Source organism: Pseudomonas sp. LB3P25, assembly GCF_054897985.1.
Window position 1 is genome coordinate 5,460,749 of sequence record NZ_CM142711.1, and the last position, 25,851, is coordinate 5,486,599.

23 protein-coding genes are annotated in these 25,851 nt (G+C 59.3%); all 23 read right to left on the reverse strand.

The genetic code is table 11. The annotated features are described in order from the left end of the window. Positions 1–131: 131 nt before the first annotated feature. Positions 132–428: a flagellar protein FliT gene (locus tag ACYZTW_RS25135; RefSeq protein WP_462002232.1), complete on the reverse strand. Its 297-nt coding sequence runs from the start codon at positions 426–428 to the stop codon at positions 132–134. Positions 429–438: 10 nt separating this feature from the next. Continuing rightward, positions 439–834, reverse strand: coding sequence for a flagellar export chaperone FliS (fliS, locus tag ACYZTW_RS25140; protein ID WP_462002233.1), 396 nt, complete (start codon positions 832–834; stop codon positions 439–441). A 132-nt stretch (positions 835–966) separates the two neighbouring features. Then, positions 967–2,409 carry a flagellar filament capping protein FliD gene (gene fliD, locus ACYZTW_RS25145; RefSeq protein WP_462002234.1) on the reverse strand — a complete coding sequence of 481 codons (1,443 nt, stop codon included), beginning with the start codon at positions 2,407–2,409 and terminating at the stop codon, positions 967–969. A gap of 83 nt (positions 2,410–2,492) precedes the next feature. After that, entirely contained in the window at positions 2,493–2,843 is a 351-nt protein-coding gene (locus ACYZTW_RS25150) for a flagellar protein FlaG (RefSeq protein ID WP_462002235.1), read from the reverse strand. A gap of 73 nt (positions 2,844–2,916) precedes the next feature. After that, the gene (locus tag ACYZTW_RS25155) at positions 2,917–3,768 is read right to left on the reverse strand and encodes a flagellin domain-containing protein (RefSeq protein ID WP_462002236.1); all 852 of its coding nucleotides are present in this window, start codon (positions 3,766–3,768) and stop codon (positions 2,917–2,919) included. Between the two features lie 247 nt (positions 3,769–4,015). Next, complete coding sequence (locus ACYZTW_RS25160; protein WP_462002237.1) at positions 4,016–4,288, reverse strand: hypothetical protein; 273 nt, start codon at positions 4,286–4,288, stop codon at positions 4,016–4,018. Beyond that, a complete protein-coding gene (locus tag ACYZTW_RS25165) occupies positions 4,285–5,577 on the reverse strand; it encodes a motility associated factor glycosyltransferase family protein (protein WP_462002238.1) in 1,293 nt (430 codons plus the stop codon). The genes ACYZTW_RS25160 and ACYZTW_RS25165 overlap by 4 nt, the downstream gene beginning before the upstream one ends. A 77-nt stretch (positions 5,578–5,654) precedes the next feature. After that, complete coding sequence (locus ACYZTW_RS25170; protein ID WP_462002239.1) at positions 5,655–6,581, reverse strand: ketoacyl-ACP synthase III; 927 nt, start codon at positions 6,579–6,581, stop codon at positions 5,655–5,657. Between the two features lie 228 nt (positions 6,582–6,809). Continuing rightward, the gene (pseI, locus tag ACYZTW_RS25175) at positions 6,810–7,862 is read right to left on the reverse strand and encodes a pseudaminic acid synthase (protein ID WP_462002240.1); all 1,053 of its coding nucleotides are present in this window, start codon (positions 7,860–7,862) and stop codon (positions 6,810–6,812) included. Beyond that, positions 7,855–9,360, reverse strand: coding sequence for a UDP-2,4-diacetamido-2,4,6-trideoxy-beta-L-altropyranose hydrolase (gene pseG, locus ACYZTW_RS25180; protein WP_462002241.1), 1,506 nt, complete (start codon positions 9,358–9,360; stop codon positions 7,855–7,857). Before pseG ends, pseI begins: the two co-directional genes overlap by 8 nt. After that, a complete protein-coding gene (gene pseF / locus ACYZTW_RS25185) occupies positions 9,357–10,064 on the reverse strand; it encodes a pseudaminic acid cytidylyltransferase (RefSeq protein ID WP_462002242.1) in 708 nt (235 codons plus the stop codon). The genes pseG and pseF overlap by 4 nt, the downstream gene beginning before the upstream one ends. After that, positions 10,061–10,681 carry a pseudaminic acid biosynthesis-associated methylase gene (locus ACYZTW_RS25190; RefSeq protein ID WP_462002243.1) on the reverse strand — a complete coding sequence of 207 codons (621 nt, stop codon included), beginning with the start codon at positions 10,679–10,681 and terminating at the stop codon, positions 10,061–10,063. Before ACYZTW_RS25190 ends, pseF begins: the two co-directional genes overlap by 4 nt. 32 nt (positions 10,682–10,713) lie before the next feature. Continuing rightward, positions 10,714–11,871: a UDP-4-amino-4,6-dideoxy-N-acetyl-beta-L-altrosamine transaminase gene (pseC, locus tag ACYZTW_RS25195; RefSeq protein WP_462002244.1), complete on the reverse strand. Its 1,158-nt coding sequence runs from the start codon at positions 11,869–11,871 to the stop codon at positions 10,714–10,716. Then, positions 11,868–12,869 carry a UDP-N-acetylglucosamine 4,6-dehydratase (inverting) gene (gene pseB, locus ACYZTW_RS25200; RefSeq protein WP_462002245.1) on the reverse strand — a complete coding sequence of 334 codons (1,002 nt, stop codon included), beginning with the start codon at positions 12,867–12,869 and terminating at the stop codon, positions 11,868–11,870. The genes pseC and pseB overlap by 4 nt, the downstream gene beginning before the upstream one ends. A gap of 30 nt (positions 12,870–12,899) precedes the next feature. Beyond that, complete coding sequence (locus ACYZTW_RS25205) at positions 12,900–15,830, reverse strand: TIGR00180 family glycosyltransferase (RefSeq protein ID WP_462002246.1); 2,931 nt, start codon at positions 15,828–15,830, stop codon at positions 12,900–12,902. Between the two features lie 55 nt (positions 15,831–15,885). Then, positions 15,886–16,614, reverse strand: a complete 729-nt coding sequence (locus tag ACYZTW_RS25210; RefSeq protein WP_462002247.1) for a cephalosporin hydroxylase family protein — start codon at positions 16,612–16,614, stop codon at positions 15,886–15,888. A gap of 26 nt (positions 16,615–16,640) precedes the next feature. Further along, positions 16,641–17,306 (reverse strand): acetyltransferase, encoded by a 666-nt coding sequence (locus ACYZTW_RS25215; RefSeq protein WP_103402453.1) that lies wholly within the window; start codon positions 17,304–17,306, stop codon positions 16,641–16,643. Next, complete coding sequence (locus ACYZTW_RS25220) at positions 17,303–18,424, reverse strand: DegT/DnrJ/EryC1/StrS family aminotransferase (RefSeq protein ID WP_462002248.1); 1,122 nt, start codon at positions 18,422–18,424, stop codon at positions 17,303–17,305. The genes ACYZTW_RS25215 and ACYZTW_RS25220 overlap by 4 nt, the downstream gene beginning before the upstream one ends. Further along, positions 18,421–19,647: a methyltransferase domain-containing protein gene (locus tag ACYZTW_RS25225; protein WP_462002249.1), complete on the reverse strand. Its 1,227-nt coding sequence runs from the start codon at positions 19,645–19,647 to the stop codon at positions 18,421–18,423. Before ACYZTW_RS25225 ends, ACYZTW_RS25220 begins: the two co-directional genes overlap by 4 nt. Further along, on the reverse strand, positions 19,644–20,204 hold the full coding sequence (locus ACYZTW_RS25230; RefSeq protein ID WP_462002250.1) for a dTDP-4-dehydrorhamnose 3,5-epimerase family protein: 561 nt from the start codon (positions 20,202–20,204) through the stop codon (positions 19,644–19,646). The genes ACYZTW_RS25225 and ACYZTW_RS25230 overlap by 4 nt, the downstream gene beginning before the upstream one ends. After that, positions 20,201–21,283: a CDP-glucose 4,6-dehydratase gene (rfbG, locus tag ACYZTW_RS25235; RefSeq protein WP_462002251.1), complete on the reverse strand. Its 1,083-nt coding sequence runs from the start codon at positions 21,281–21,283 to the stop codon at positions 20,201–20,203. Before rfbG ends, ACYZTW_RS25230 begins: the two co-directional genes overlap by 4 nt. After that, entirely contained in the window at positions 21,265–22,038 is a 774-nt protein-coding gene (gene rfbF / locus ACYZTW_RS25240; RefSeq protein ID WP_462002252.1) for a glucose-1-phosphate cytidylyltransferase, read from the reverse strand. The genes rfbG and rfbF overlap by 19 nt, the downstream gene beginning before the upstream one ends. Positions 22,039–22,254: 216 nt before the next feature. Beyond that, complete coding sequence (locus ACYZTW_RS25245) at positions 22,255–25,851, reverse strand: glycosyltransferase (protein WP_462002253.1); 3,597 nt, start codon at positions 25,849–25,851, stop codon at positions 22,255–22,257.

Below are 25,851 nucleotides of genomic sequence, written 5' to 3' on the forward strand. Positions count from 1 at the left end.
GGGCAAGCTAGACGCTTGCAGACAACTGATGCCTGTAGACGCCTGAAATCTGGAACCAGCCACTAGTTAAGTCAAAAAACCGTGCACAGTCAAATTTATGGCGCACTATGTTTGGATTAACCGGGGATTAATTAACCAAACAGATGGTAAACCTTTGCCGCGTTCTGTGCTTGGTGGATCTGCGACATCTCGTCAACTATCGCCTGTCTCTCCCCCATTGCCACCTCAAGAAGCTGCCTGTAGACCCCCAGCAACTCCTCCAGGTTATCGCGCAACGCGGCCTCGTCCAGAATTACCTCACTCAAAACGTCTTCCATGCAGGAACGGCAAGCCATGTCCAATTCACCAATGGCTTCCCAGTTGCGCTCGGCCAGTGCCCCGACCAACGCTTCGCGGGTCTGTTCGATTCGCTGCAATACAAGACTCATGGTGATCTCCTTAAAACTGCGGACCTGGCGCGGTGATGGCGTCCCAACCTTCTTTGACGGTGCGAAGCAAACCAGCGACTTCGTCGAGAATCGTTGGGTCGGTCTTGATGTTGGCTTCAGCCAGACGCTTCATCATGTAGACATAGAGGTTATCCAGCCTCCCCACTTCGTCAGCCTTGTTCTCGAGATCCAGGCCTTCACGCAAGCCGCCAATGATACCGATGGCCTTGCTGATCAATACACCTTTACCCGGAATATCCTTGCGCTCCATGGCGCCTTTTGCCTGAGCAATACGATCCAGCCCACCCTCCATCAGCATCTGCACCAAACGGTGCGGACTGGCTTCGGAGACTTGGGCTTGCGCTCCAACTTTTTGATATTGCCGAAGGGCCAACATCGGATTCATGTTTCTACCTCATCACAACTCATGGGCTCGCTTAACCAATATATCGTCTACGAGCCAAAAAACTTTAAATCAAAAGACAAAAACCCGGCGCGCTAAAACACAGCCGGGTTTTTTCTGTCACATCATCGCTACTTAGCCGCGTTGTTGTGCATCCAGGCTATTGAAGAACGAGGAGATGTTAGTCGCCGTCGCCTTCATTTGCCCGACCAACAGGTCCATGGCGTTGTACTTGGCGGTCAACGTCGCCGTCAGCGTGGTGACACGCAGATCCAGCGCCAACTGCTGGGTACTCAGGTCGCTTTTCTGCTGGTTCAGGCTGGTGGAGCGCTGATCCAGGATGCCGCCGGTCTGCGAATAAGGGCTGATCGCCGCACTCATTCGGGCCAGCAGGCCATTCTTGCTGTCGGTACCGGTAAACAGTGTTTGAATCTGACTGCCCAACGACTTGGTGGTCATCGCCGTATTGAACTTAGCGGCGTCAAAATTCAGCGTACCGGCCTTCTGGTCGGTCGTGATACCCAGTTGCGCCAGTACCGAGAGCTGCCCACCCGGACCTGGAGTGACCAGCTCCTTGCGGATATCAGCCAGGAGCGAACGAGGCAAGGAGTCACCGGTCATTGGAGCAGAGACCGTCAGTTTGCCATTGCTATCGGCGGTGGCCTGGGTCAGTGCGGTGACCGTTTTCACCAAGGTGTTATAGGCGTCGACGAAGGACTGCAACGAAGTCTGCAACCCGGTCGTGTTATTTGCCACGGTCACGGTCGAAGTACCCGCCGCCACCAGCGTCATGCTCAAACCGCTCACTGCACCATTGACGGTGTTGGTTTTGCTGGTCACTGCCAGACCATCAATCGTCAGACTCGCATCGGCAGCCAACGCGCCAATCGTACCTGCACTGCTTGGATCAGGAATGGTTTGGCCCGGGTTGTTCGGATCAGGGATGGTGCCCATGACCTGAGTGCCGTCGATGACCAGACCGGCAATACCGCTGACCTTCAGGTCCGACCCCTTGCCGGTCGTAGTCGACCCGATGACCAGGCGTGAGCCGGAGCTGTCAGTGACGATGTTGGCCGAGATGCCTTGAGCACTCAGGGTGGAGTTGATCGCGTCACGAGTGGACTGCAACGTTGCACTTGTCGGAATAGTAACGTTGTAGTCAGTGCCATTTTGACTGATGGTCAAATTACCACTCGGAATGGCACTAGTAGCACCGCCCGCAAAAGAAGCACTCGCCACTTTCGAACCGGTAGCCAGGTTGTTGACCTTGATGTTGTACGTACCGTTGACGGCCGTGTTGTCGGAGGTCGCCGTCAAGGTTGTCGCAGTCGACGAGGTTGCCGCAAAGCCCGCAAACGCAGGAGTTGTGGAGCTGTTGAGCTTGTCCATTGCGGCCTGATAAGCGGCCAGTGCACTTTTGAGCGAGCCCACACCCGATATCTTCGACGTATTGAGCGTGGCCTGGGTGGTGATCTGGTTCTGCTTGGCCGATTTGTCACTGTTGACCAGCGCTGTCACGATCGAACCGATATCCAGACCGGAACCAAGACCTGTACCCGGTGTAATTGGACTTGCCATGTGCATCTCCCTTTCTGTCTGTCGCCGGTCTTTTGACCGGATGCGCCGTCAACTCAACGTACAAACACGATTCATGCCATTTCTCAGGCTTTCGCGTCGAACAGCACGTTGCTGGCCGTATTCAAACTTTCCGCCAGTTTCAGGACTTCTTCGGAAGGGATCTGCCGCACCACCAAACCCGATTCACTGGCAATCACTTTCACAACCACTTTGCCGGAAGTCTCGTCGATAGAGAACTCCAGATTGCGTTTGACCGACTGTACGAATTTTTCGATCTCTTGCACGGCCTGCTTCAACTTGCTCGGATCTGAGCTTTTGCTTTCAGCCACAGGTTGAACGGTATCGTTATCGCTGCGAGACACAGTAGCCGGTTTATCGGCAGCCGTGCCAGGGGCGGCCGGGTAAGACAAATTCAGCTTAACGCTCATGTCCATATCCATCACCTTCTAAAGCAAAAAAGCGAGAGAGCACGACCAGCGCACCCCCCCGCCAAAACTCATTCAGAAATTACTGAAGCAGTTTCAGTACAGCGGAAGGCAGCTGGTTGGCTTGAGCCAGAACAGCGGTGGAAGCTTGTTGCAGCGTTTGTTGCTTGGTCAGCTCAGAAGTTTCTGCTGCGAAGTCGGTGTCTTGTACACGACCCATTGCAGCGGTGGCGTTCTCGTTGACGTTCTGCAGGTTGGAGATGGTGCTGGTCAGACGGTTTTGCGCAGCACCGAGGTTTGCACGGTTGGCAGTTACCAAAGCGATAGCGGCGTCGATCGCGGTGATAGCACCGTCGATAGCCGAACCGGCGGCAGCACTGGTAGCACCGGTCAGAACAACAGTACCGGAACCTACGGACAGGCTGGCGGCGTCGAACTTGCTGCTCAGGGTCAGGGTGATCTGGTTCGAAGTACCGGTGTTGGCACCTACTTGCAGAGTCATGCTGCCAGCAGAGCCGTCCAGCAGGTACTTACCGTTCAGGTTGGTGCTGTTCGCGATACGAGTCAGTTCGTCCGACATCTGGGTGAATTCAGAGTTGGTCGCGGTACGGTCAGCAGTGCCGTTGGTGCCGTTACGTGCTTGTACAGCCAGTTCACGCATACGTTGCAGAATGTTGGTGGTTTCTTGCAGAGCGCCTTCAGCGGTCTGAGCCATCGAGATACCGTCGTTGGCGTTTTTGATCGCTACGGTCTGGCCGCGAATCTGGCTGCTCATGCGGGTAGCAATCTGCAGGCCGGCAGCGTCGTCTTTTGCGCTGTTGATTTTCAGGCCGGAAGACAGGCGAGTCATGGAAGTAGACAGGGCGTCCGATGCACGGCCCAGGTTCTTCTGGACGTTCAGGGAAGTAACGTTAGTGTTTACGCCTAAAGACATGGTGAGTTCCTCGTTGGTTGGGTGCTGCGGCTTCCGGCCCTGGCAACCGCCGGGTATGGCCTAGAGAACCTTCGTAGTAGTTATCGTCGCGATTGCAGGTTGCTTGAGGGCTTTTTTGAAAAAAATTGCCATCACACTGCCACCCCTCCGAAAACAAAGGCTTGCACGAGACCCACGAGAGAAAAATGACGTCAGAGAGTTGCCGGCAACAGGGACACAAGGGGATCGCTGGCCGGCAAAATATCGCTCAGAGGTGAGCCTGGGCCGCTTCCAGCAAATCGATCAATTCATACTCCATCGAATCAGCCAGCCCCAGCCAGTTCTGTGCCTCTTGAGCCGCGAACATCGACATGAGCAAGTGCGCCCACTGCTGCTGGATCGCTGGAGGTGTTTGACTGAACAGGTTTTGCGACTTTTCAAAGACATCGACCATGGTCAGCGCCGCCTCGACATCACGCCCGAGACGAAACAGCCCGGCGCACTGACGGCAATCACTGATGCATTGTGCAAATCCACTCACTGCACGAACTCCTGATTGAACGTCGTACCGACAATCATCGCGCCTGCCCGACTGCTGTTAAAAAAGCGCACCTGCGGATGCCCGGCGATGTAGCGCTCCAACTCACACAGGTAACTGCGAAAATTCAATTGCGTGCGCACGCGCTGCCCATGCCCGTCGAGCACCCAGTGCTTGGCCTGGCTCACCCCTGGACCCAGCTCGCCATCATTCCAGCCGGCATGGGTTTTGTTCATGGGGAACGCGAAATCGGCGCCGAACAGCGTAATGCGGTCCGCGCCCATCTTCACGGCCAGGTCCACCGCTGGATGGATCACACTGCCGCCGACATACAGTTCAGCCTTGCTGATCTGTTGGCGGATAGCGGCATAGACCGGACTGGCGGAATACCCGACGTAACGGGCCCCTTGCCACGCCGCCAAGACCTGAGGGTCGCTCAGCGGCAGATAGACCAGAGGGATATCGCCCGTGTCCTCAGGCGGCAAATGCCTGAAGCTGATGCGTTGGTCGATACTGACCACCAGGTCCGGCGCGATGCCGTGCTCGCGCAGGGGGCGATAGGCGGTATCGACACTGATGAACAAGGGCCGCTGTGCCTGCGCGCGCACCGCTCGAAGCTGCTCGAAATGCTGCTCCAGGCTCGGCCCCGTGGCAATCACGTACACTTCCCGACCCAGGCATGTCGCAAACAACTGGGCGACATCGGCATCCTGGTTGACGAGTTCAACACTCTCTTCCAGCCGCTGAACAATCTCCGGGGACTGCGGGTCGAACTCGCGATTATTGAAGGCAAGGTGCACTTCGCTGATCAGCCGGTCGCGAATCTTCGCGTTGAAATCATCGGCCAGCAGCATCTCGGAGGGCAATGCAAAAAACGGCAGGTGGATGTCCGGCGAATCGCCGGCATACCTCAACTCGACCCGTGGATCACTGAGCCACTGCTGCTGATCGAGCAACTGCAGCGTCAACAGGAAAATCGCACCGTTGAGGATATGCACGTACAAACGCTGAAGATCGGTGCTTTCAAGCAGGACAACCGGCAAGTCACCCAGCCCCGTGCCATAGACATGCACCACCGGGCTGGCCGGGGGCAGGCTGGCGGCCTGCAGTCGTGCTTCACGCGTACGATCATGGCGACTGGTGAGCTGAATGCCGGCAATGCTCAGGGTCGACCCCAAACCTTCTACCAGTTCAGCCTGCTCTTCCATGCCCTCTTCGGTGATCAACCGTGCAAACAGCGCCGGCCAGCGTCGCTCTATCACCGGAGCATTGTGGTCAAAGCTGTCGCTCATATCGCCTCGCTCGCCATACAAAAAAATAGCGCTCAAGGTTACACCCTGAACGCTATTTTTTATGCCCCAACATCAGCTCAAGGACGATAAATGATCGCCGAACCCCAGGACAACCCAACGCCAAAACCGCTCAACGCAACGCGCTTCCAGCTGGAATCCAGAACGTGTTTTTCCAGCAGCAACGGAATGCTCGACGACACGGTATTACCGGTCTCGACCATGTCCTTGATGAACTTTTCCGGCTCTCCTTCGAAGCGTCGCGCTACCGCATCGACAATCGCCGCACTGCCCTGGTGAATGCAGAAGGCATCGATATCGTCAGCCGTCAGTTGCGCGTCAGCGAGCAGTTCATGCAAATGCCCCGGAACCTTGAGCAGCGCGAAGTTGAAGACCTGACGGCCGTTCATATAGAACACGCCGTCGGTGACTTTCAGGTGCGGCGCACCGGAACCGTCGGTGCCGAACTTGGCTTTGCCCAGCTGCCATGGCGCGTCTTCGCCCATCCAGGTGGCGGTGGCGGCGTCGCCGAAGAGCATGATCGTGTTGCGATCTTCCGGATCGACGATCTTCGAGTACGGATCGGCAGTCACCAGCAGGCCATTCTTCAGGCCCGCGGCCTCCATGAAACCCTTGATCGCATAAATGCCGTAAACGTAGCCAGAGCAGCCCAGGGAGATATCGAACGCGGCGACGGTGGTCGGCAGACCCAGTTTGTCCTGAACGATGGCCGCGGTGTGCGGCAGGCCTTCTTCGTCGCCGTTTTGGGTGACGACGATCAGCACGTCGATAGCTTCACGTTTCAAACCGGGATTGTTGGCGAACAGCGCGTTGACTGCTTCGACACACAGGTCCGAAGTTTCCTGCCCGGCGTCTTTGCGTGGCAGGAAGGCCGAACCGATCTTGCCCAGGATGAATTCTTCATCCTTTTCGAATTTTGCACCTTGTGCGTAATTGTCCAAGCCGGCTACAGGAACGTAGCTCGCAATGCTTTTTATGCCAATCATTACGACTTCCCAATAATAAACAGCCCAATACCACCGCTCGCAAGGAATCGAGGGGCGCCGACAAACGGAGAAAAACGCCACCCAAAAAAGGCGACAGCGGGAAGAATCAAAGGCTATCACTGGGCCAAACAGAGACCAGGCGCCACCTTCCCGATTAATACAATACAGTGAAGATGCGCGTTATGACTCGCAGGTCACGCTATTTTGCCGAATCAGGGCGATAAGGCGTTATTCGACCAATGACCAGTCCAGCGGCGTTCCACGCTTGATAGCGTGGCGCGCGCGGCGCCCCAGAAGGGTTTGCGCGTGTTTGGGGGCCAGCCCCAGCCCTGGACGAATGGCACGCAAATTAGCGGCGGTGAAGGGTTCACCGGCCGTCATGTCCTCGGTGACGTAGAGCGAACGGCGGTACACCAGCGACTTCCGCTCGGCCTCGGTCACACCGTAATGCACTTGCCCCATGGCCTGCCAGGCGCGTTCGGTTTCGATCACCAGGCTGGCGAGCTCAGCCGGTTCAAGCGAAAAACTGGCGTCCACGCCCCCAGCGGCACGGTCGAGGGTGAAGTGTTTTTCCACCACCGTCGCCCCCAGCGCGACCGCTGCCACCGACACGCCGACGCCCATGGAGTGATCGGACAGGCCCACTTCACAACCAAACAATTCGCGCAGATGAGGAATCGTCCGCACATTGCTATTGGCTGGCGTCGCCGGGTAGGTGCTGGTGCACTTGAGTAACACCAGGTCCTGGCAACCAGCCTCGCGGGCGGCACGTACGGTTTCGTCGAGTTCCGCGAGGCTGGCCATGCCCGTGGAAATGATCAATGGCTTGCCGGTAGCAGCGACCCGCCGAATCAGCGGCAGGTCGGTGTTCTCGAAACTGGCGATTTTGTACGCCGGCACGTCGAGGCTTTCCAGGAAGTCCACCGCACTGTCATCAAATGGCGTGGAGAACGCCAGCATACCCAGTTCCCTGGCACGGGCGAAAATCGGTGCATGCCACTCCCAGGGTGTATGAGCCTTCTCATACAGCGTGTACAGCGAAGTACCCGCCCACAGGCTGTCCGGGTCTTTGATGAAGAACTCGCCTTCGGACAGGTCCAGCGTCATGGTGTCGGCGGTATAGGTTTGCAGCTTCAAGGCATGCGCGCCGGCCCTGGCCGCAGCTTCGACGATCTGCAGCGCCACTTCCAGGGACTGGTTATGGTTGCCACTCATTTCGGCAATGATGAACGGCGGCGCATCAGCACCGATGCAGCGGTGGCCAATCTTGAAACTAGTCAATGCGGTGATCCTTCAATATGCGCGTGAACGCGCAAGCACTCTGAGTGAAACCGGCTTCGCGAAACACCTTCAGTGACGGCTGATTCGCCGGCAAAACCTGCGCGGTGATGGTTTGCAATTGCGGCCAATGCCGCATCACGAAAACTTCGCCTCGCGCCAGTAACGCCCTGCCCCAGCCCAGGCCGAATCGCTCCTCGAACAGGTAAATCGAGACTTCGGCTTCGAAGCCGCGCAAGTCATAACGCAGCACCCCGACCGGACCGTCATCGGCTTCGGCGATCAACAGCAAGCGCTGATCATTGCTCAAACTGCCTGTCAGCCAGTTTTGATGCGGCTGCCATTCAATCACGCTGGTTTCCAGCGACCAGCGCCGCACCGCCTCGGCATTGCGTCCTTCGAACAACAACTGTGCATCGCCTACTGTCGCCGGGCGGACCCGCAACACCGCACCGGCCAGCGCTGCCGCAACACGCTGCGCTCCCCGCCCATCGACTAATTGCCGTGAGCGTTCGGCCAGACTCTGGCGTAATCCCTGATTGCCGGCGACAAAACCGATAGCCTGACGCAACTGCTCGACACTGACCTGCTCGCGGGTGCCCAGATACACATGAGCCCCCGACGTCGCCATCACCTCGCCGTTGGCTTGCTGATTATTCGAGACCGCAATGCAGATCGTCGGCAGCCCCATGGCCGCCCTCTCCCAACTGGTCCCGCCGCCGGCACCGACGAACAGGTCGGCTTCGGTCATCAACCGATAAAAGTCGTCGACAAAACGGTGCAAGCGCCAGTTCGGATGATTCGCCGCCAGAGCCAGCATTTCCTCCCACGCCGGGTTATCGCCACCTGCAACAAAATCGACTTCAAGCTGATGAAAGTCCTCCAGCGCCAGCATCGCGTGGTGAGTCTGCATCGCGGCATCGAAGCCGCCGAAGTTCACCAGCACCCGCTTCGCCTGGCGCTTGATCTTGATCGCCGGGCAGCAGAACTCATCCCGCAGCATGGCGAAGCGTGGACCGATCAAAGTCCGGCAATCGGGTGCAAGCCGTCCGGCATACGCCTCAGGCGTACCCGACAGATTCTGATTCAGCAGCAAGTCGACGCTGTAGGTGCGCGTCGCCAGATCATCCACCGCCGCAATCCGGGGTGCCCAGCGACGAGCCGCCATCTGCCAGTGATGATCGAGGCCATAGTGGTCGGCGATGATCCAGTCGAAGGCCGGGTGGTGTTCCAGCGCTTGCCCCAGCGCGGCAATGTCTGCCTGCCACGGCAACATGGCTTCGATGGCTTGCTGCGGGTCTTCGTCGGGATAGCGATCCGGCAACGCAAAGGTTTCAAAACCTTCGGCGGCGAGGCTGTCGAGTCGATGGCCCGGCAACTGGCGACAGGCAAATGCCACGTGCCCGCCCTGCTGGCGCAACACCCTGGCCAGGGTCAGGCAACGGGCAATGTGACCGCTGCCAATGGTCGGCGAGGCGTCGGCGCGGATCAGTACTCTCATTGCAGCTCCCCACCCGCCTTCAGCGCCGCGTAAAGGTATTCGGCGCGCTTCCAGTCTTCGAGGGTATCGATGTCCTGCACCAGATAGCGCGGCAGGATCACCGGCAGGCTTTGCGGTGAATACAGCACCTCGCCCCGCAGCCAGGCACTGCTACGGCCCCAGTAGAACTGCCCGGCGTCCTGATAGGCCGGCGGCAGGTCCTGGGAGCGAGTCTCGCGAAACTGCGGGTACAACGCCGTCAAGGCACCCTGCTCATCGAGGGTCAGGGCACGCTGCACCGGAAAGCCGAAATCGCAGACCGAGAAGGCGAAGGATTTGTCTGGATGCTGCGCCAGCAGGTTTAATCCCTGCTGCAAAAACCGGGTCTGCAACAGCGGCGCCGTGGCGTAGATACAGCACGCAAAATCAAAGTCGTGGCCCTGACGGAGCAACGCTTCCAGGGCATGGGTAATGACCGCTGCCGTACCGGTGAAATCATCGGCCAATGCCGCCGGCCGCCTGAACGGCACTTGCGCACCGCAGGCGCGGGCCAGTTCGGCAATTTCATCATCGTCGGTGCTGACCACCACCTCAGCGAACAACCCTGAATCGAGGGCGGTTTGAATCGAGCGGGCAATCATCGGCACGCCGTCGAACGGCTTGAGGTTCTTGCGCGGTATGCGTTTACTGCCACCGCGAGCCGGGATGATTGCGACGTTGTTCACGAGCGTTTTTCCAGCAGGAACCACGTGATGTCGTCTACCGGGAACTGCGGGTCGCGGTGATAACCAAAACCGTAATCCAGCAGTTGCAGGTCGTCGTAACGATCAAGCATTTCACCGGCAAAATCGCGCTTGAACAACTTGCCGCTGTTACCGCGATAGGACACTTCGACCGGCGCCGGGTTGTAGTACTCGGCGATCAGGATATAACGCTGGCTCAACGCATACAGCTGGTCATACGCGGCAGCCAGCAGTTCCGGCGCCAGATGAATCAGCACGCCTTTGCTCAGGGTCAGGTCAAAGCTGCGCTCGCGGGGGAAATCGAACAGCGAACCGTGCCAGATCTGCGCGATGTCCAGCGCCTGGGCCTGGGCACAGGCACTGGCATTGATCTCCACGCCGAACAGTTCGCACTGGGGCAACAGCTGGCGCAGCGCCTGCAAGTTATTGCCGGCATTGGTGCCCAGCTCAGCCAGGCTGTCAATCCGCCCGGCACGCGTCAGAGCCTTGGCAAACAACGCCAGGTTGGCCGCCACCAGAGGTTGCCCGACATTGCGGTCGACGTACTGGTTACCGAAGTCGCCTTGCCAGAATCTTTCCTGCTCACTCAATTCACGCATCGCACATTCCCATCCGCCGCCCGTGGCGGTATTTATTCGGTCAGCCGACGCAGCTGCTCGACCACGAAATCCTGTTGTTCATCGCTGAGCAACGGAAACAGCGGCAGGCTGATGGCCTCGGCGTAGTAACGTTCGGCTTGTGGAAAGTCGCCCTCGGCGAAACCCTGGTCGCGATAGTACGGCTGCAAATGCACCGGAATATAGTGCAGGTTCACACCGACCCCGGCGGCCCGCAACCCTTCAAACATCTGTCGATGGCTGAGGTTGATGCGATCAAGCTGCAAGCGCACCACATACAGATGCCACGCCGACTCGGCTTCAGACTGAGGGCTGGGCAAGGTCAACGGTAAAGACGCCAACAACCGGTCATAACGCGCCGCCAGTTCACGCCGGCGCTCGATGAAGCCATCCAGTTTGTTCAGTTGCGACAGTCCGAGGGCGGCTTGCAGGTCGGTGATGCGGTAATTGAAGCCCAGTTCAACTTGCTGGTAATACCAGGGGCCATGACTGGCCTCGGTCATGTGCTGCGGGTCGCGAGTCATGCCGTGGCTGCGCAAGCGTTGCAGGCGCTCGGCGAGGTCCCGGCGATTGGTCAGCACCATGCCACCTTCGGCGCTGGTGATGATTTTCACCGGATGAAAGCTGAACACCGTCATCGCCGCGAAATCACCGCAGCCCACCGGTCGACCGGCATAGGACGCGCCGACCGCGTGGGAGGCGTCCTCGATGACCGTGAAAGCATAACGCTCGGCCAGCTCGGCGATCATCCGCATGTCGCAACTCTGGCCGGAGAACGCCACCGCCACCAGCACTTTGGGCAGCGTACCGTTGTCCTCCGCCGCTTCCAGCCTGGCTTTCAGGGCGTAAGCATCGAGGTTCCAGGTCAGCGGATCGATGTCGACGAAGTCCACCTCGGCACCGCAATAACGACCGCAATTGGCCGACGCCAGAAAGGTATTGGGCGTGGTCCACAAACGATCACCTGGCCCGAGCCCGGCCGCCAGGCAAGCGATGTGCAACGCCGCGGTGGCGTTACACACCGCCACCGCAAAATCGGCCTGGCAACGGTCGGCCATGGCCTGTTCGAATCGCTCGATGGTCGGCCCTTGAGTCAGCCAGTCGGACTGCAACACGGCGACCACCGCGTCGATGTCCGCCTGATCGAGACTCTGCCGACCGTAAGGAATCATGCCGACAGCTCCGCGTGCAGATCAGCAATCTGCCCGACCGTCAGGAACTGCGGGTTGGTGTCGGAGCGATATTCGAAGTCTTCGCTCACCGGTTGGCCCTGCTCGCCCAGTTTGTCCACGGCAAAATCCACGTCGACGCTGGTGAAGCGGATCGACGGTTGAATCGTGTAGTGATCGTCGAACTCCAGGGTCATGCGCGCATCGTCCAGCGGCACCATCAGCTCATGGAGTTTTTCGCCCGGACGAATGCCCACGTTCTTGTGCGGCAAGTGCTCGGCCATGCCCACCGCCAGATCGACGATGCGGATCGACGGAATCTTCGGCACGAACACTTCACCGCCATGCATGCGGGCAAAGCTGTCGAGCACAAACTGCACACCGTGATCGAGGGTGATCCAAAAGCGCGTCATGCGCTCATCGGTGATCGGCAGCTCTGTCGCGCCCTCGGCAATCAGCTTGCTGAAGAACGGCACGACCGAACCCCGGGAGCCGGCCACGTTACCGTAACGGACCACCGAAAAACGGGTGTTCTGGTCCCCGGCAATATTGTTCGCGGCGACGAACAACTTGTCCGACAGCAGCTTGGTTGCGCCGTACAGGTTGATCGGGCTGGCGGCTTTGTCGGTGGACAGCGCGACGACTTTTTTCACGCCGTTATCGATGGCCGCGGCAATGATGTTTTCCGCGCCATTGACGTTGGTGCGAATGCATTCGGTGGGGTTGTACTCAGCGGCCGGCACTTGCTTCAGGGCGGCGGCGTGCACGACGTAGTCAATGCCGCGCATGGCTTGGCGCAAACGCTCGGCGTCGCGCACATCGCCCAGGAAGTAACGCATGCACGGCGCGTTGAACGTCTGCTGCATCTCGTATTGCTTGAGCTCATCACGCGAAAACACCACCACCCGCTTGGGCTGATATTGCTCCAGCAGGCGGCGGATGAAGTTGCGACCGAACGAGCCGGTGCCGCCGGAGATGAAAATCGATTTACCGTTGAACATGCCGCGAATCCTTCTACCTGTGCACCAGACTTAAGCTAGCAACCGCGCCCAATCCACGCTGGTTGCGCTGCCAAGGGTGAAACCCTTGCCGGTCAAGGCGAGGTTCTTGTTGTACGCCAGATCATGCTCGAACGGCCCCGCCCACTTTTCACGCAAGGCCTGAAGGGCATGCGGCGCATCGGGCAAGGTGCCTGGGTGAATGACCTGTACTTGCGGCGTCCACACCACCAGATAACCCGCTTGACCGACCTTCAGGCACAGATCGACATCGGCGAAAGCATCGGTGAAGGCGCCTTCGTCCAGACCGCCAACCTCGTCGAACAACGCTTTGGGGATCATCAGGCACACGGCCGAGACGGCCGAATAGTTTTGTTCCAGCACCAGACGATTCAGGTAGCCCTTGGCATCCTTCGGCTCACCGACAAAGGCCGAACCGACACCGTCGTTCATGCCCAGAATCAGACCGGCCTGGGTAACCTTGCCGTCGCGGTCCTGCAACTTGGCACCGACCACGCCGACTTCCGGGCGCTGGGCCTGGTTGAGCAGGGATTCGAGCCAGTTCGGGTTGACCACTTCACTGTCCGCCGCCAGCAACACCAGGTATTCACCCTGGGCCTGCTGACTGGCTTCGTTGTACAAGGCCGACGCACTGAGACGCTCCTGCGCGCGCATGACACGAACCCGGTCGCCCGGCTGTCCGAGACCGTCCAGCCATTGCAGGAGGTCGGGGGACTGGCTCGCGTTATCGGCTATCAGCACTTCGTAACGGGTGTAACGGGTACGTTGCACGATGCCGGTCAGGCAACGTTGAAGCTGCGCCAGGTTGTCCTGGCTCGCCACAATGATCGTCACCAGCGGACGTTCAGTGTGACGGTAGTCGATACGGTAAGTGCCAGGTTCGTCCGAGCTGACTTGGGCCTTGTAGCCACGGGTCGCGAGGTGACGGATCAACGCCTGACGCTCGTGGGCGTTTTCCTCCAGCACCGGTGCACGGGCGATCAGCAGCGGCTCGTCCAGATGAGCCAGCCAGGCCAGGCCACCCTGTTCAATGATGCGCAGCAGCAGGTCGAATTCCAGCGCCTTGCTGAAGTCGGCCTGGTAACCGCCCGCGTCCAGCAATACATCCTTGCGAATCAGCCAGTGCCGCGCCATCAGCGCGGGCAGGCTTTGTAGCAGGTCAAGGTTAAAGCCTGGACGGAACACATCCACCAGCGCGCCATTGGCATCGCGGTGAATCTCGTCGGATGCCACCGCTCGGCATTCAGGCGCGGCGCGCAGTTCCAGTCCGGCGCGCAACAGGCCACCAGCGGTGAACTCGTCGCCTGCCTCGGTCAGCAGCAACCAGTCGCACGTCGATTGACGCGCGATCTGATTGAGCTTGTCGACATAGTTGACCGGGGTCACACGAACAAAGTGCAGCGTGTTGCGCTCTGTCGTTGCCGTCAACAATTCGCCCGTGGTGAACACCACGATCTTGAAGGCATGGTTGTGACCTTCCAGCAAACTGTCGAGGGTGACTTGCAGTTTGGCCGCGTCGTTTTCGAGGTCCAGCACCAAAATGCCAAATTGTGGACCGCCATTGTGGTCCGCCAGGAAACGCGAAGTCGCGGCGACTTCATCAGCATCCGGGGCGCGCGCCGCCAGCCACTTGAGCAGGCGACCGGAGCGCATGGCACCGAACGCCTCGTCATTGCCTTGCGTCGATACGGCGTCCAGGCGCTCGGCCCAGGCGAACATGTCCCGCGCTTCGTCGGCGTCGCCTAGCAGCTCCAACTGTTGCGCCAGACGCTTGACCACCCGACGGTTGAACGGGCTGCTGTCATACGCATGCCAGAGCCGCTCGACAACACTTTCAGTCGTGTCGTTGTTGCGAGGACGCATCATGTCTTCCTGATGCGCCCAAATACCTTCGAGCCCCTGGAGCTGAACACGGCCAGCCGGCATGCCGTGCAGCATCATCTCGAATCGGCTCAACAGATCGAAAAACGGCTGATTGTAGAAAGGCATTTCTACGTATTGCAAAAGCCCGAAGCGGCGGCTTGGCCCCTTCTGCACATCAGTCCAGCGCGATTCGAAAATCGGTTCGGCGGTCAGCGCCCGACGGTTGCGCAGGCTGTCGGCCAGAGCCTCGAAACTGTCCAGTGCCAACTGTTTGCCCTGCGCGGGATCGAGCCCCGTCTGGGCACTTGGCAACGTCGACAGTAATTGGGCGTAGGTTTCACGATCCGCCACCGATTTTGCATCGGCGAGGGTCAGGGTGCTGTAGATCTCGGTGTTGTGCTCCGACTCCAGGTAATTGACTTCGCGCACCACATAAGGGATCGGCAGAATTCGCGCCTTGGCCCTCGCCAACATGTAGTACGCATGACCGATTTCCTGCCATTCAAAAATGGTGTCTTGCGGCATGAGCGCGTACCAGTCACGCAACATCGCGGTACGGTGAACGGCATAGAACGGGGGAATGTACTGATGCATGAAGTCAATCACGCGATCCTGAGCGCGATCGGACGAATAGTCTTCACAGACCTTCTTGTCCCGACGGTAATAGCTCACGCTGTCGGCCAGCGCCAGGTACATCAGGCAGTAGCCATGGCACATGCCGTAGTCCGGGTTTGCTTCCAGGAACGAGACCGAAGCGTCGAGGGCGTCATGCACGATGAAGTCATCGTCGGCAGCGAACACCATGTAGGGCGTGGTGACTTGTTGCACGCCGTAATCGAGCTTGGCCCGAATGCCCCAATAGCCGTACTGCGGCAAATGCCGGTAGTCGATGCCAGGGTAAGCACCGTCGATGCCATCGGTAACCTGAGCCGAAGAATCCAGCACCAGAATCCTGCAAGGCAAGGCGCTGTAAAACTTCACGGCCCGGCGCGCAAATGCCGGGCGGTTGTGGGTAATCAGCACCACCGTCAACAACTCGTTCAGTGGTAATCCGCTTTCAGAAACGTACTTGCCTTGCATATTCTTTCCCCACAACCGGCGTATCGCCCGATGAACTCAACAATGATGTCGTTGCTTAACGAACCCGACGCAGATAGCCGTCCGGTGCCACGGTAATCAGCAATTTGCTGTGAATCCGGGCATCGATTTCAAAATCGCGATTCTCTTCCAGATAGGCCCATACGGCAGTTTTCGGGTTGTCACCCTTGCCCCAAGGACGATCCGGGAAGGCGTCTTCGGGCATGTCTTCGACCACGGTATCCATCACCACGCAGTAACTGCCGACCGAAACCAGCGGTGCATACAGACGCAACTCTTCAAGCACATGCTCATGGGTATGATTGGAGTCCAGAACCACCAGCACTTTCTTGCCGGCAACCCGCGCACGAACCTCGTCAATAATGGCCGTATCGATACTCGAGCCCTGGATCATGCTGATCCGTCGCGCCATCGGGTGGGCTTCAATGGCTTCGCGGTTGTGTTGACGAATATCGATGTCCACACCCAGCACTTCGCCGTGGCCGATCAGCTCCATCATCGAGGCGTAAAACACCAGGGAGCCGCCGTGGGCGATGCCCGTTTCGACAATCACATCCGGGCGCAGGTCCCAGATGATTTCCTGCATGGCGACCATGTCCTGAGGGAACTGAATGATTGGCCGGCCCATCCAGCTGAAGTTGTAGGTGTACTTGTGTTTGGCCGTGACACCGACCCAGTCCAGCGACTCGGACTGAAGTTTTTTGTCCTGCTGCAAACCTTCGATGTTCTGGCTTACTTCTTCGCGAAACTGCTCATGAGGATTCATGCAAACACTCCGTTACGGGGGTTTTGTCAGTTGAAAACCCGGCCGTCCTGATAAGGAACAGCCTGAGTCTTGATAATTCGAGCAGGATTGCCCACAACGACTGCGTAGTCGGGGACGTCCCGGGTGACCACGGCTCCGGCGCCGACTGTCGCCCAGCGACCGATGCGCAAACGTGGCAGGATGGTGGCGTTGACGCCGATGAAAGCCCCGTCACCCACTTCGACGCAGCCGGCGATAGCAACACCGGGCGCCATGAACACGGAATGCCCGATCCGGCCTTCGTGCCCGATCACGCTGCCGTAGCTAATGCTGCTGTTATCACCCAGGGACACTTCAGCCTGGATGATCACGCCTTCCTGAAGATAGTTACCGGTGCCCATTCGCGTCATGCTCAGATCGATGCCCGGGTGCAGGAAGTTGCCCAGCGTCCCCCCAGCCTCGATGATCTGTCGTGTGGTCTCGTAACGGGTCTTGGTGTCGCGGGTGATCAGGTTCACAAACTGCGTATCCGGGCCTTTCAAATCGGCCACACGCTCGACTCCACCGATCACCGGCACGCCGTAAAACAAGGTGCCGTGCTTGGCTGCATCGTTGTCGAGAAACGCAAACTCCACAGCAGGATCGGCCCGTTTGACGGAGCCGATCATGCGCACTGCTTCAGGGTTCGCCGCCCCCAACAGGTAGACGATCACAGCACATTCCTTTGCTGGCAGACCGCGCGAATGACCTCAATCACCCGCTGCTGATCGGCGTCGGTCATGTCGTGATAGCTCGGCAGATTGATGGCCCGCTCCGACAGCGAAAACGCCATCGGCGTGTGCACCGGTTTATCGGCGAACATCGGCAGTGCCGACAATGGCCAGAAAAACACCCGCGCATCGATATCGGCTGCCTGAAAGGCTTCGATCAACAGCTCCCGGGTAATCCCGGTGCTTTCATGGAACACCACCGTGGGCATCCAGTAACCATTCCTGGAGTGATGCGGCTGCGGGTTCATGGACAGCAACGGGATATCCAGCAGCCCTTGGGCATAACGATCGAAGATCGCGCGTTTACGGGCGATCAGCTCATCGACACGTTCGATCTGGGCGCAACCGATCGCGGCCTGCAGATTACTCATCTTGTACTTGAAACCGATGAAGTCCGGCCAGAATTGACGTTTGCTGCCGTTGACCCGACCGTGATTGGAGAGCGTAAGCACTCGCTCATACAGCGCCTTGTCCGAGGTCACGAAAATTCCGCCTTCTCCGGTGGTCATGGTCTTGGTGCCATGAAAGGAGAATGCGCCAAAGGCCCCCAACGAGCCGGCGGCTTTACCGCGCCATTGCGAGCCGATGGCTTCGGCGGCGTCTTCGATGACCGCAATACCGTACTCCCGGCCGATCTCAAGCAACGCGTCCAAATCACACAGATTGCCGTACAAATGCACTGCCACGATGGCCTTGGTTCGCGCAGTAATGGCTTTGCGCACCTGCTCCGGATCCAGGCACCAACTGTCCGCCAACACGTCGACGAAAACCGGGGTAGCCCCCAGGTAATCGATGGGCGCCGCCGAAGCGATCCAGTTGGTATTCGCCAGAATCACTTCATCGCCCGGACCGATGTCCAGTGCCGCCATTCCCATGTGCAAGGCGCCCGTGCAACTGGACGTCGCGATGGCATACGGCACGTCCATGTGCTGTGCGAAGGATTTTTCGAAACGTGTGATGTATTCGTAGCAGCGCTCACCCCAGCCATGCTGCACAGCATCCAGCACGTACTTGGCTTCCAGCTCACCCACACTGGGCTTGGTGTAGTGAATTCGACTCATCTGAAGCTCAACTCCGGAATGGCAACGACAAAACGTGCGCCCCAACTGCGGACAACCGCGAATTGCTGGGTGATCTCGTCCAGCAGGTTCCATGGCAGTACCAGAACGTAATCCGGCTTTTCGATTTCAATCCGCTCGGGAGAAACCACCGGAATGCGGCTGCCCGGCAAGTACTTGCCTTGCTTGTGCGGGCTGGCGTCTGCCACCCAGGCCAGCAGGTCCGATTTGACTCCGGCATAGTTGAGCAAGGTGTTGCCCTTGGCGGCGGCGCCGTAACCGACCACGCGCTTGCCATCAGCCTTGGCCTGCAACAGGAAACGCAGCAGTTCGTGTTTGATGCGTTCGGCATTAGGCGCGAGGGTCGAGTAGTACTCGGCGGTTTTTACGCCGGCGTCGAGCTCGGTCTGCAATTGCTGTTGAACCGTCGGCTGCACGTCGCGACGAACGCCATCGGCGCGCTGGACGAAGACCCGCAGCGATCCGCCATGGGTGGTCAGCTGACTGACGTCGAATACTTCCAGACCGTTGCGCTCGCACAGCGTCTGCACGGCAGTCAACGACAGGTAGGAATAGTGCTCGTGATACAGCGTGTCGAACTGCTGGCCAGCCATCAGTGTCAGCAATTGCGGAAACTCGAACGTCGCCACGCCGGTCGGCTTGAGCAAGGTCGCGAAACCGCCCAGGAAATCGTTGATGTCCGGCACGTGGGCCAACACGTTGTTGGCGGCCATCAGGTTGGCGCTCCAGCCTTCGCTGTTCAGCTGCGAAGCGGTGTCGCGACCGAAGAACAGTTCGCGGATGTCCAGGCCTTTTTCCCGCGCCGCTTGCGCGGTGCTGCGGGTCGGCTCAACGCCCAGGCAAGAAATGCCGCGCCTGGCCACGTACTGCAACAGGTAACCGTCGTTCGCAGCGATTTCCACCACGCGGCTGTCGGCCGTCAGGCCGAAACGCTCGACCATCTCGGCCACATAGCGCTCGGCGTGGGCCAGCCAGGTGCTGGAGAACGAACTGAAATACGCGTACTCGGCGTCAAACAGGCTGTCGGCGCGGGTGTAGTCCTCGGTCTGCACCAGCCAGCAGTGCTGACACACCGCCACTTTCAGCGGCACCCATTGCTCGGCGTGCTCAAGCTGATCGGCGCGCACATAGGCGTTGGAAGGCGGCGAAGTGCCGAGATCGATCAGCGGCAAGGCCAGAGAAGTCCCGCAACCACGGCAGTTCATACACGCGCTCCAGCGAAGTACTGATCGAGCAAGGGATGGCTGGAGTCCCTGGCCGACAGATTATTGACAGGTAACGGCCAGGCAATCGCCAGCCGTGGATCGTTGACACTCAAACCGCCCTCGTGCGCAGGCGTGTAGTCCGCGCTGTGCAGGTAGAGCAACTCGGCGTCGTCGGTGAGGGTCTGGAAACCGTGGGCGAACCCGGCCGGTATCAGTAAGCTGCGGCCGTCGCCGGCCCGCAGGTGTTCGGCATGCCAGTGCAGGAACGTCTCGGAGTCAGGGCGCAAGTCCACCGCCACATCCCAGATTTCACCGCGCAGGCAGGTGATCAATTTGGCTTCCGGCGCGCTGGCGTTCTGATAATGCAGACCGCGCACACTGCCGCGTTCACGGGTGCAGGAATGGTTGATCTGACGGATATTAAATGGCTGGCCGAACGCGCTCAGGCTGCCTTCGCAAAACAGCCGCGCGAAATGCCCGCGCTCATCTTCGAAGCGTTTGTGTTGCACGCTGAACAGGCCGGCCAGCGGCAACGGTTTCAACAGAAACTCGCTCACAGCGCGCCTCGGTACAGGTTCAACTGGCCCAATGTGATGGCGCGCATGTCGTCGCCGTTTTGCCACGCCAGGTGCCAATCGAGGGTCTGGGTCAGGCACTGCTGCAACGACCAGCGCGGCTGCCAGGCCAACAATTGGCGAGCACGGCTGCTGTCCAGACGCAACAGACCCGCTTCATGCAAATCACTGGGTTCGATGCGCAAGCCACTCGCTTGCGGCCAGCGGTTGGCGAGCAACTTGACCACTTCGCCAACGCTGCACATGTCCGCTTCGCTCGGGCCGAAGTTCCACGCGCCGGCAAACTCCGGGCCTTGCTCGTAGAGGCCGGCGGCCAGTTGCAGGTAACCGGCCAGCGGTTCCAGCGCGTGCTGCCACGGGCGCACGGCGTGGGGGTAGCGCAGGATCACGGGTTCGTCGGCGGACCACGCCTTCAAGACGTCGGGAATCAAACGTTCCGGAGCAAAATCACCACCGCCCAACACGTTGCCGGCGCGCGCCGTGGCCAGGGCCAGGCCGTGCTCGGCATATTTTTCGGCCGCGAAGAATGACGCCGCATAAGACTGCGCCAGCAACTCGCAACAGGCCTTGCTGCTGCTGTAAGGATCATGTCCGCCGAGGGCTTCGTTTTCACGGTAGGGCCACACCCATTCCTGATTGGCGTAGACCTTGTCGGTGGTCACCAGCACACACGCGCGAACGCCGCCGACCTGACGGATCGCTTCGAGCAGATTGAGCGTGCCCATGACGTTGCTGGAGTAAGTCCCCAGCGGATCGCGATAGCCTTCGCGCACCAGCGGTTGGGCCGCCAGGTGCAGGACGATTTCCGGTTGGGTGTCAGCGATCAATTCCAGCAAGGCGCCCAGGTCACGCAGGTCACCGCGCTGATCGTTGATGCCTTCGTGAACACGCGCCAGTTCGAACAGGCTCGGCTCGGTGGACGGATCAAGGGAAAACCCGCTGACCTTGGCACCGAGGCTTTGCAGCCACAACGTCAGCCAACTGCCTTTGAAACCGGTGTGGCCGGTCAGCAGAACCCGCTTGCCGCGCCAGAACTCCGGGCTCAGTCCCATTGTTTCCATGGGGCCTCCCCGCTCTGCCACAAATGCTCCAGATGGTTCTTGTCACGCAGGGTGTCCATCGGATGCCAGAAACCATCGTGCTGGAACGCGTTCAGTTGCCCTTCGGCAGCCAGGGTCATCAACGGCTGCGACTCCCAGACTGTTTCGTCAGCAGTGATCAGCGACAGCACTTTGGGTGACAAGACGAAGAAGCCACCGTTGATCCAGCCCCCATCGCCGCGAGGTTTTTCGGTGAAACCACGCACCAGATCGCCGTCACGCTCCAGCGCGCCGTAACGCCCGGGTGGCTGCACCGCCGTGACCGTCGCCAACTTGCCGCTGCTTAAGTGGAAATCCACCAGGGCACCGATGTTGAGGTCCGAGACGCCGTCGCCATAGGTGAAGCAGAACGCCTGTTCGCCTTCAACGTAACGGGCGGCGCGACGCAGGCGGCCACCGGTCATGGTGTCTTCGCCGGTGTCGATCAGGGTCACGCGCCACGGCTCGCTGTAGTTCTGGTGGACGTCCATGCGGTTGTTGGACATGTCGAAGGTGACGTCAGAGGTGTGCAGGAAGTAGTTGGCGAAGAAGTCCTTGATCGCATAGCCCTTGTAGCCAAGGCAAATCACGAAGTCGTGAATTCCGTGAGCGGAATATTGCTTCATGATGTGCCAGAGAATTGGCTTGCCACCGATCTCGATCATTGGCTTGGGCTTGAGGTGCGACTCTTCGCTGATACGCGTGCCCAGACCACCCGCCAGAATAACTGCCTTCATCTTTTCCCCCTTTTGTTCGTCACAGGGCCTGCCCAAGCCTGACAAGGCGTTGCGGCCATCTGGATAAATCGCATGAGGTGGCACCCATCAGCTTCTGGCTGCGTCGCACATGCTAGATTTATGGCGATTTTCAGGGGACTTGCAGGAAACGCGCCAGCTCGAACGGCGGCGCTGTGTAGCCGCTACCGTTGGGCAGCGACTACACCAGGGGGTGTGTCAATCGGCCAGCCAGCCATTTTCCCAGTACCGCACGTTATCGCCGCGCAGCATGAAATCGCGCAGTACCGCCTCGCGCAGTTCATCACCCATGCGGTAGCTCGCCTCCGGGTCCGCCAGGTGCATGCGGATGGCTTGCAGCCACTCATCGGTAGAGTTGCTGACCACTCGCGTGCAAGGCAGGTAACCGCGGTACGCCTCGGTATCGGTGCAGACTACCGGGTAGCCGCACGCGCCATACTCCAGCAGACGCAAGTTGCTCTTGCAGTCGTTGAAGATATGAAACTCCAGCGGTGCCAGCGCCAGGTCCAGGTTCAGACTGGCCAGCTTCGCCGGGTAGACGCTCAGGTCGATCACCCCGTGAAACTCATGCATGTAAGGTTTCAACTCTTCGGGACACATGCCGAAGAACACCCAATCGACCTCGTTGGCCAGTTCACGAACCACGTCGGCAATGATCGCCAGGTCACCGGAGTGGCTGGTACCACCCCCCCAGCCAACCCGTGGTTTTTTCGACGTGCGACGCTGGCTGCGCAGATCACTCCACAGATGAGTGGCGAGCATGTTCGGCACGACCCGAATGTCGTGGTGCATGGACGACAACGCATCGGCCAGCGACTGCGTCGAAACCACCACGCGATCGCACAGGCCGATGCCGCGACGGACCAGACGCTCCATCTCGACGTTGTCCGGCATATTGCGAATGTGCGCGTTCTTCTTCGGCGCCTTGATGACATAGTCATCCAGCTCGAAAATCAGACGGGCATTGGTGTAGGGCTTGAACGCGGCGATCTCGTTGATCGGTCCTTCGCTGTAGCGCCCCTGCAAAATGATGACGTCAGGTGACTCGCGCTCGATCTCGAAAATCGACGGCAAATCGTAGTAGACCCGCCCGGTTGCCCGGCCGGCCTTCTCCAGCTCGATCAGCGGCTGGATCGCCCGATAGTGCCCGACCGCCGAGGAGTTGACCGGCAGCGCCATAACCTTCGGCAACTGGCGAACGGAGAACGGGGTCCATCCTGTGCGCAAGCCTGGCTCCAAACTGTAGCTGGAGCCGCCCCACGTATTGAGCATCAAGTTGGGATTGTAGGCCGGGTCGCGAGCGACAATGGGCAGCCAACGGCGGTAGAACGTGTCCTGCTCTTGAATGCGAAGCGCAATCTCGGCCTCATCCGCCATGGCCGCGGGCGGTGTGCCAAGGGCCAGTTGGGCATACGGCGTCCAGACCACCAGGTAACCGTTTTGGCGAATCCGCAGACACAGATCCACCTCGTTGAGGGTCAAGGCAAAGTCCTGCGCCTGAAAACCACCCACGCTTTCGAACAGCGATCTTCGCACCATCAGGCAATCGGCACCGACAGCGCTCAGGTCCTGCACCACCTGCAAACGGTGCATGTAACCGGCTGCATTAAGGGGGTCGCCGAAAAACGGTGAGGTTGCCGGCCCTTGCAGCCCGAGAATCAGACCGGCATGCAGAACCCGGCCATCTGAATTGAACAGCTTGGCCCCCACGACACCGACTTCCGGACGCTGGGCATGATTGAGCAGCTCATCCAGCCAGTCCTCACGAGTGACCACCGCATACGGATCGAGCATCAGCAAATACTCACCACGGGCCTGCTGTGCAGCGAAATTGCGCGTTGCCGCGACATTACCTTGCGGCGCAAACGCCTTCACCCGCAATCGGTCACTGCCCAGCTGCGCCATGGCGCTCAACCACTCAAGCATCGGCGGCGACTCACTGCCATTGTCGATCAACAGCAACTCGTACTCGCTGTACGCCGTTTTCTCCAGGAGCGTTTCGACACAACGCTGCACGGCAGCCAACTGGTCTTTGCAGACAATGATGATCGACACCAGCGGCCGGCCCGCGTGCAGGTAATCGACACGATTGAGCAAGGTAAAACTGCCCTGGCGAATGTCATGGGCAACGCCCAATCGTTGAAGATGCGCCTCCAGCACCTGCGGGTTGAGTTTAATGACGTCCGGCAGTGCCAGCCATTGCGCCAGGCCGAGCGTCGACTCCAGCATCACCTCGGCAATATGCTCGACGACCTTGATGCCGTCCTTCTCGACCATGCGCCACAGCACATCGTGAGGCGCCAGTTCGCCGTAGTTCGAATTGAAACCACCCAGCGCCAGGAACTGCTCGCGCTGAAATGCCAGGGCGCGCCCGATGTAGGGATAACTGCGCATCAGGTCCAGGTTGAAGTCTGGCTTCAGAATCGGGTCCACCGACTCACCGTCACGCAAACTGCCTTCATCGCCATAGACACACAACGCCTCTGGCGACGCGCTGATCCTCTCGGCCAGCAGCAACAAGGCCGGCTCGACCAGACGATCACCGGCGCGCAGCACATAAAACCAGTCGACGCCGTCGAGCTGTGGCAGCAAGCCGTTGATTTGCTCATAGCCGTCATCCTGCAACGGCAGGTTGAAAACCTTGCCGTCGAGTTGCTCTGCGGTGCAGGCGCTGGACAACACCAGGATCAGCTCCGATGCATAGAGCTGCCCGGCAAGGCTGTCGAGGGTGAGATCCAGACTGGCGCGACTGGCCTGATCATCAATAATGATCGGCAGAATTTTGGGTTGCCGCGACCAGCCAGCCAACGTGTCCGGCAGGAGACTGCGCTGGGTTTCACTGAGCGCGCGACACGCCAGCCATTGCGCGTAAACCTCAGAAAAACTCTCGCTGGCGATACCGACACGATATTCCTGGCTGGCCTGGCGGGCACCCAGAGTCCGGCTCAGGGGCAGTTCTTCCCAGACGCGTGGCGCCTCGTCGCTGCGGCTCAAGGGCAGGTAACGAACCCAACCGGCCGCCGGTGCGCCTTCGCCACCGCGAACCTTGAGCATCTGCACCAACCATTGCTTTTCCTGCTCCGCCGCAACTTTCATCGACTGCTGACGGCTCAAGCGCTCCGGATACAGGCGCTCGACACTCAATACATAGTTGAGCACTGCGAGGTTGCCCCGACGCAGCAGGCAGATGTACAAGGCCAGATCGAGTGACGCAACAAAACAATGGCCGGGCTGAGTCAACGCTGGCATTAGTTCCTGTAGATCCTTGCGGCGGAACAGCGCGCCACTGAAACCACCGAGGAAGTTGACCGGAAAGCTCTCGAAAATCGCCAGCAAGTCATCGCCCTTGAAGATCCCGCAAACAGGCGACAGCGTGTTGTTCTCCAGACGTGACGGCAACGGATGATCGTCAGCATCCCAAAAGGTCCGCTGGGCCAGCACCAGATTGATGTCCGCCTGCTGGTCCAGCACTTGCGCCTGACGCTCGATACAAGCCGGCGACAACTGATCGTCATCACACAGAAATTTGATGTACTCGCCTTTGGCTTCGTCCAGGCACGCCAGCAGATTGCCGACAAAACCCAATGTCCCAGGGTTTCGTACGTAACGCACCCGCTGCGCGGCATCGCCCGTCAGCGATTCGACAACCTGGCGGATTTCATCGCCACGACTGTCGTCGCACACGATGATTTCAAGGTTGGCATATTGCTGGATAAGGGCGGTGTGCAGGGTCCCGGCAAAAAAGCGCGGATTGAAAGCGGGGATGACAAGGCTGACTAGCGAAGCTGGATTCAC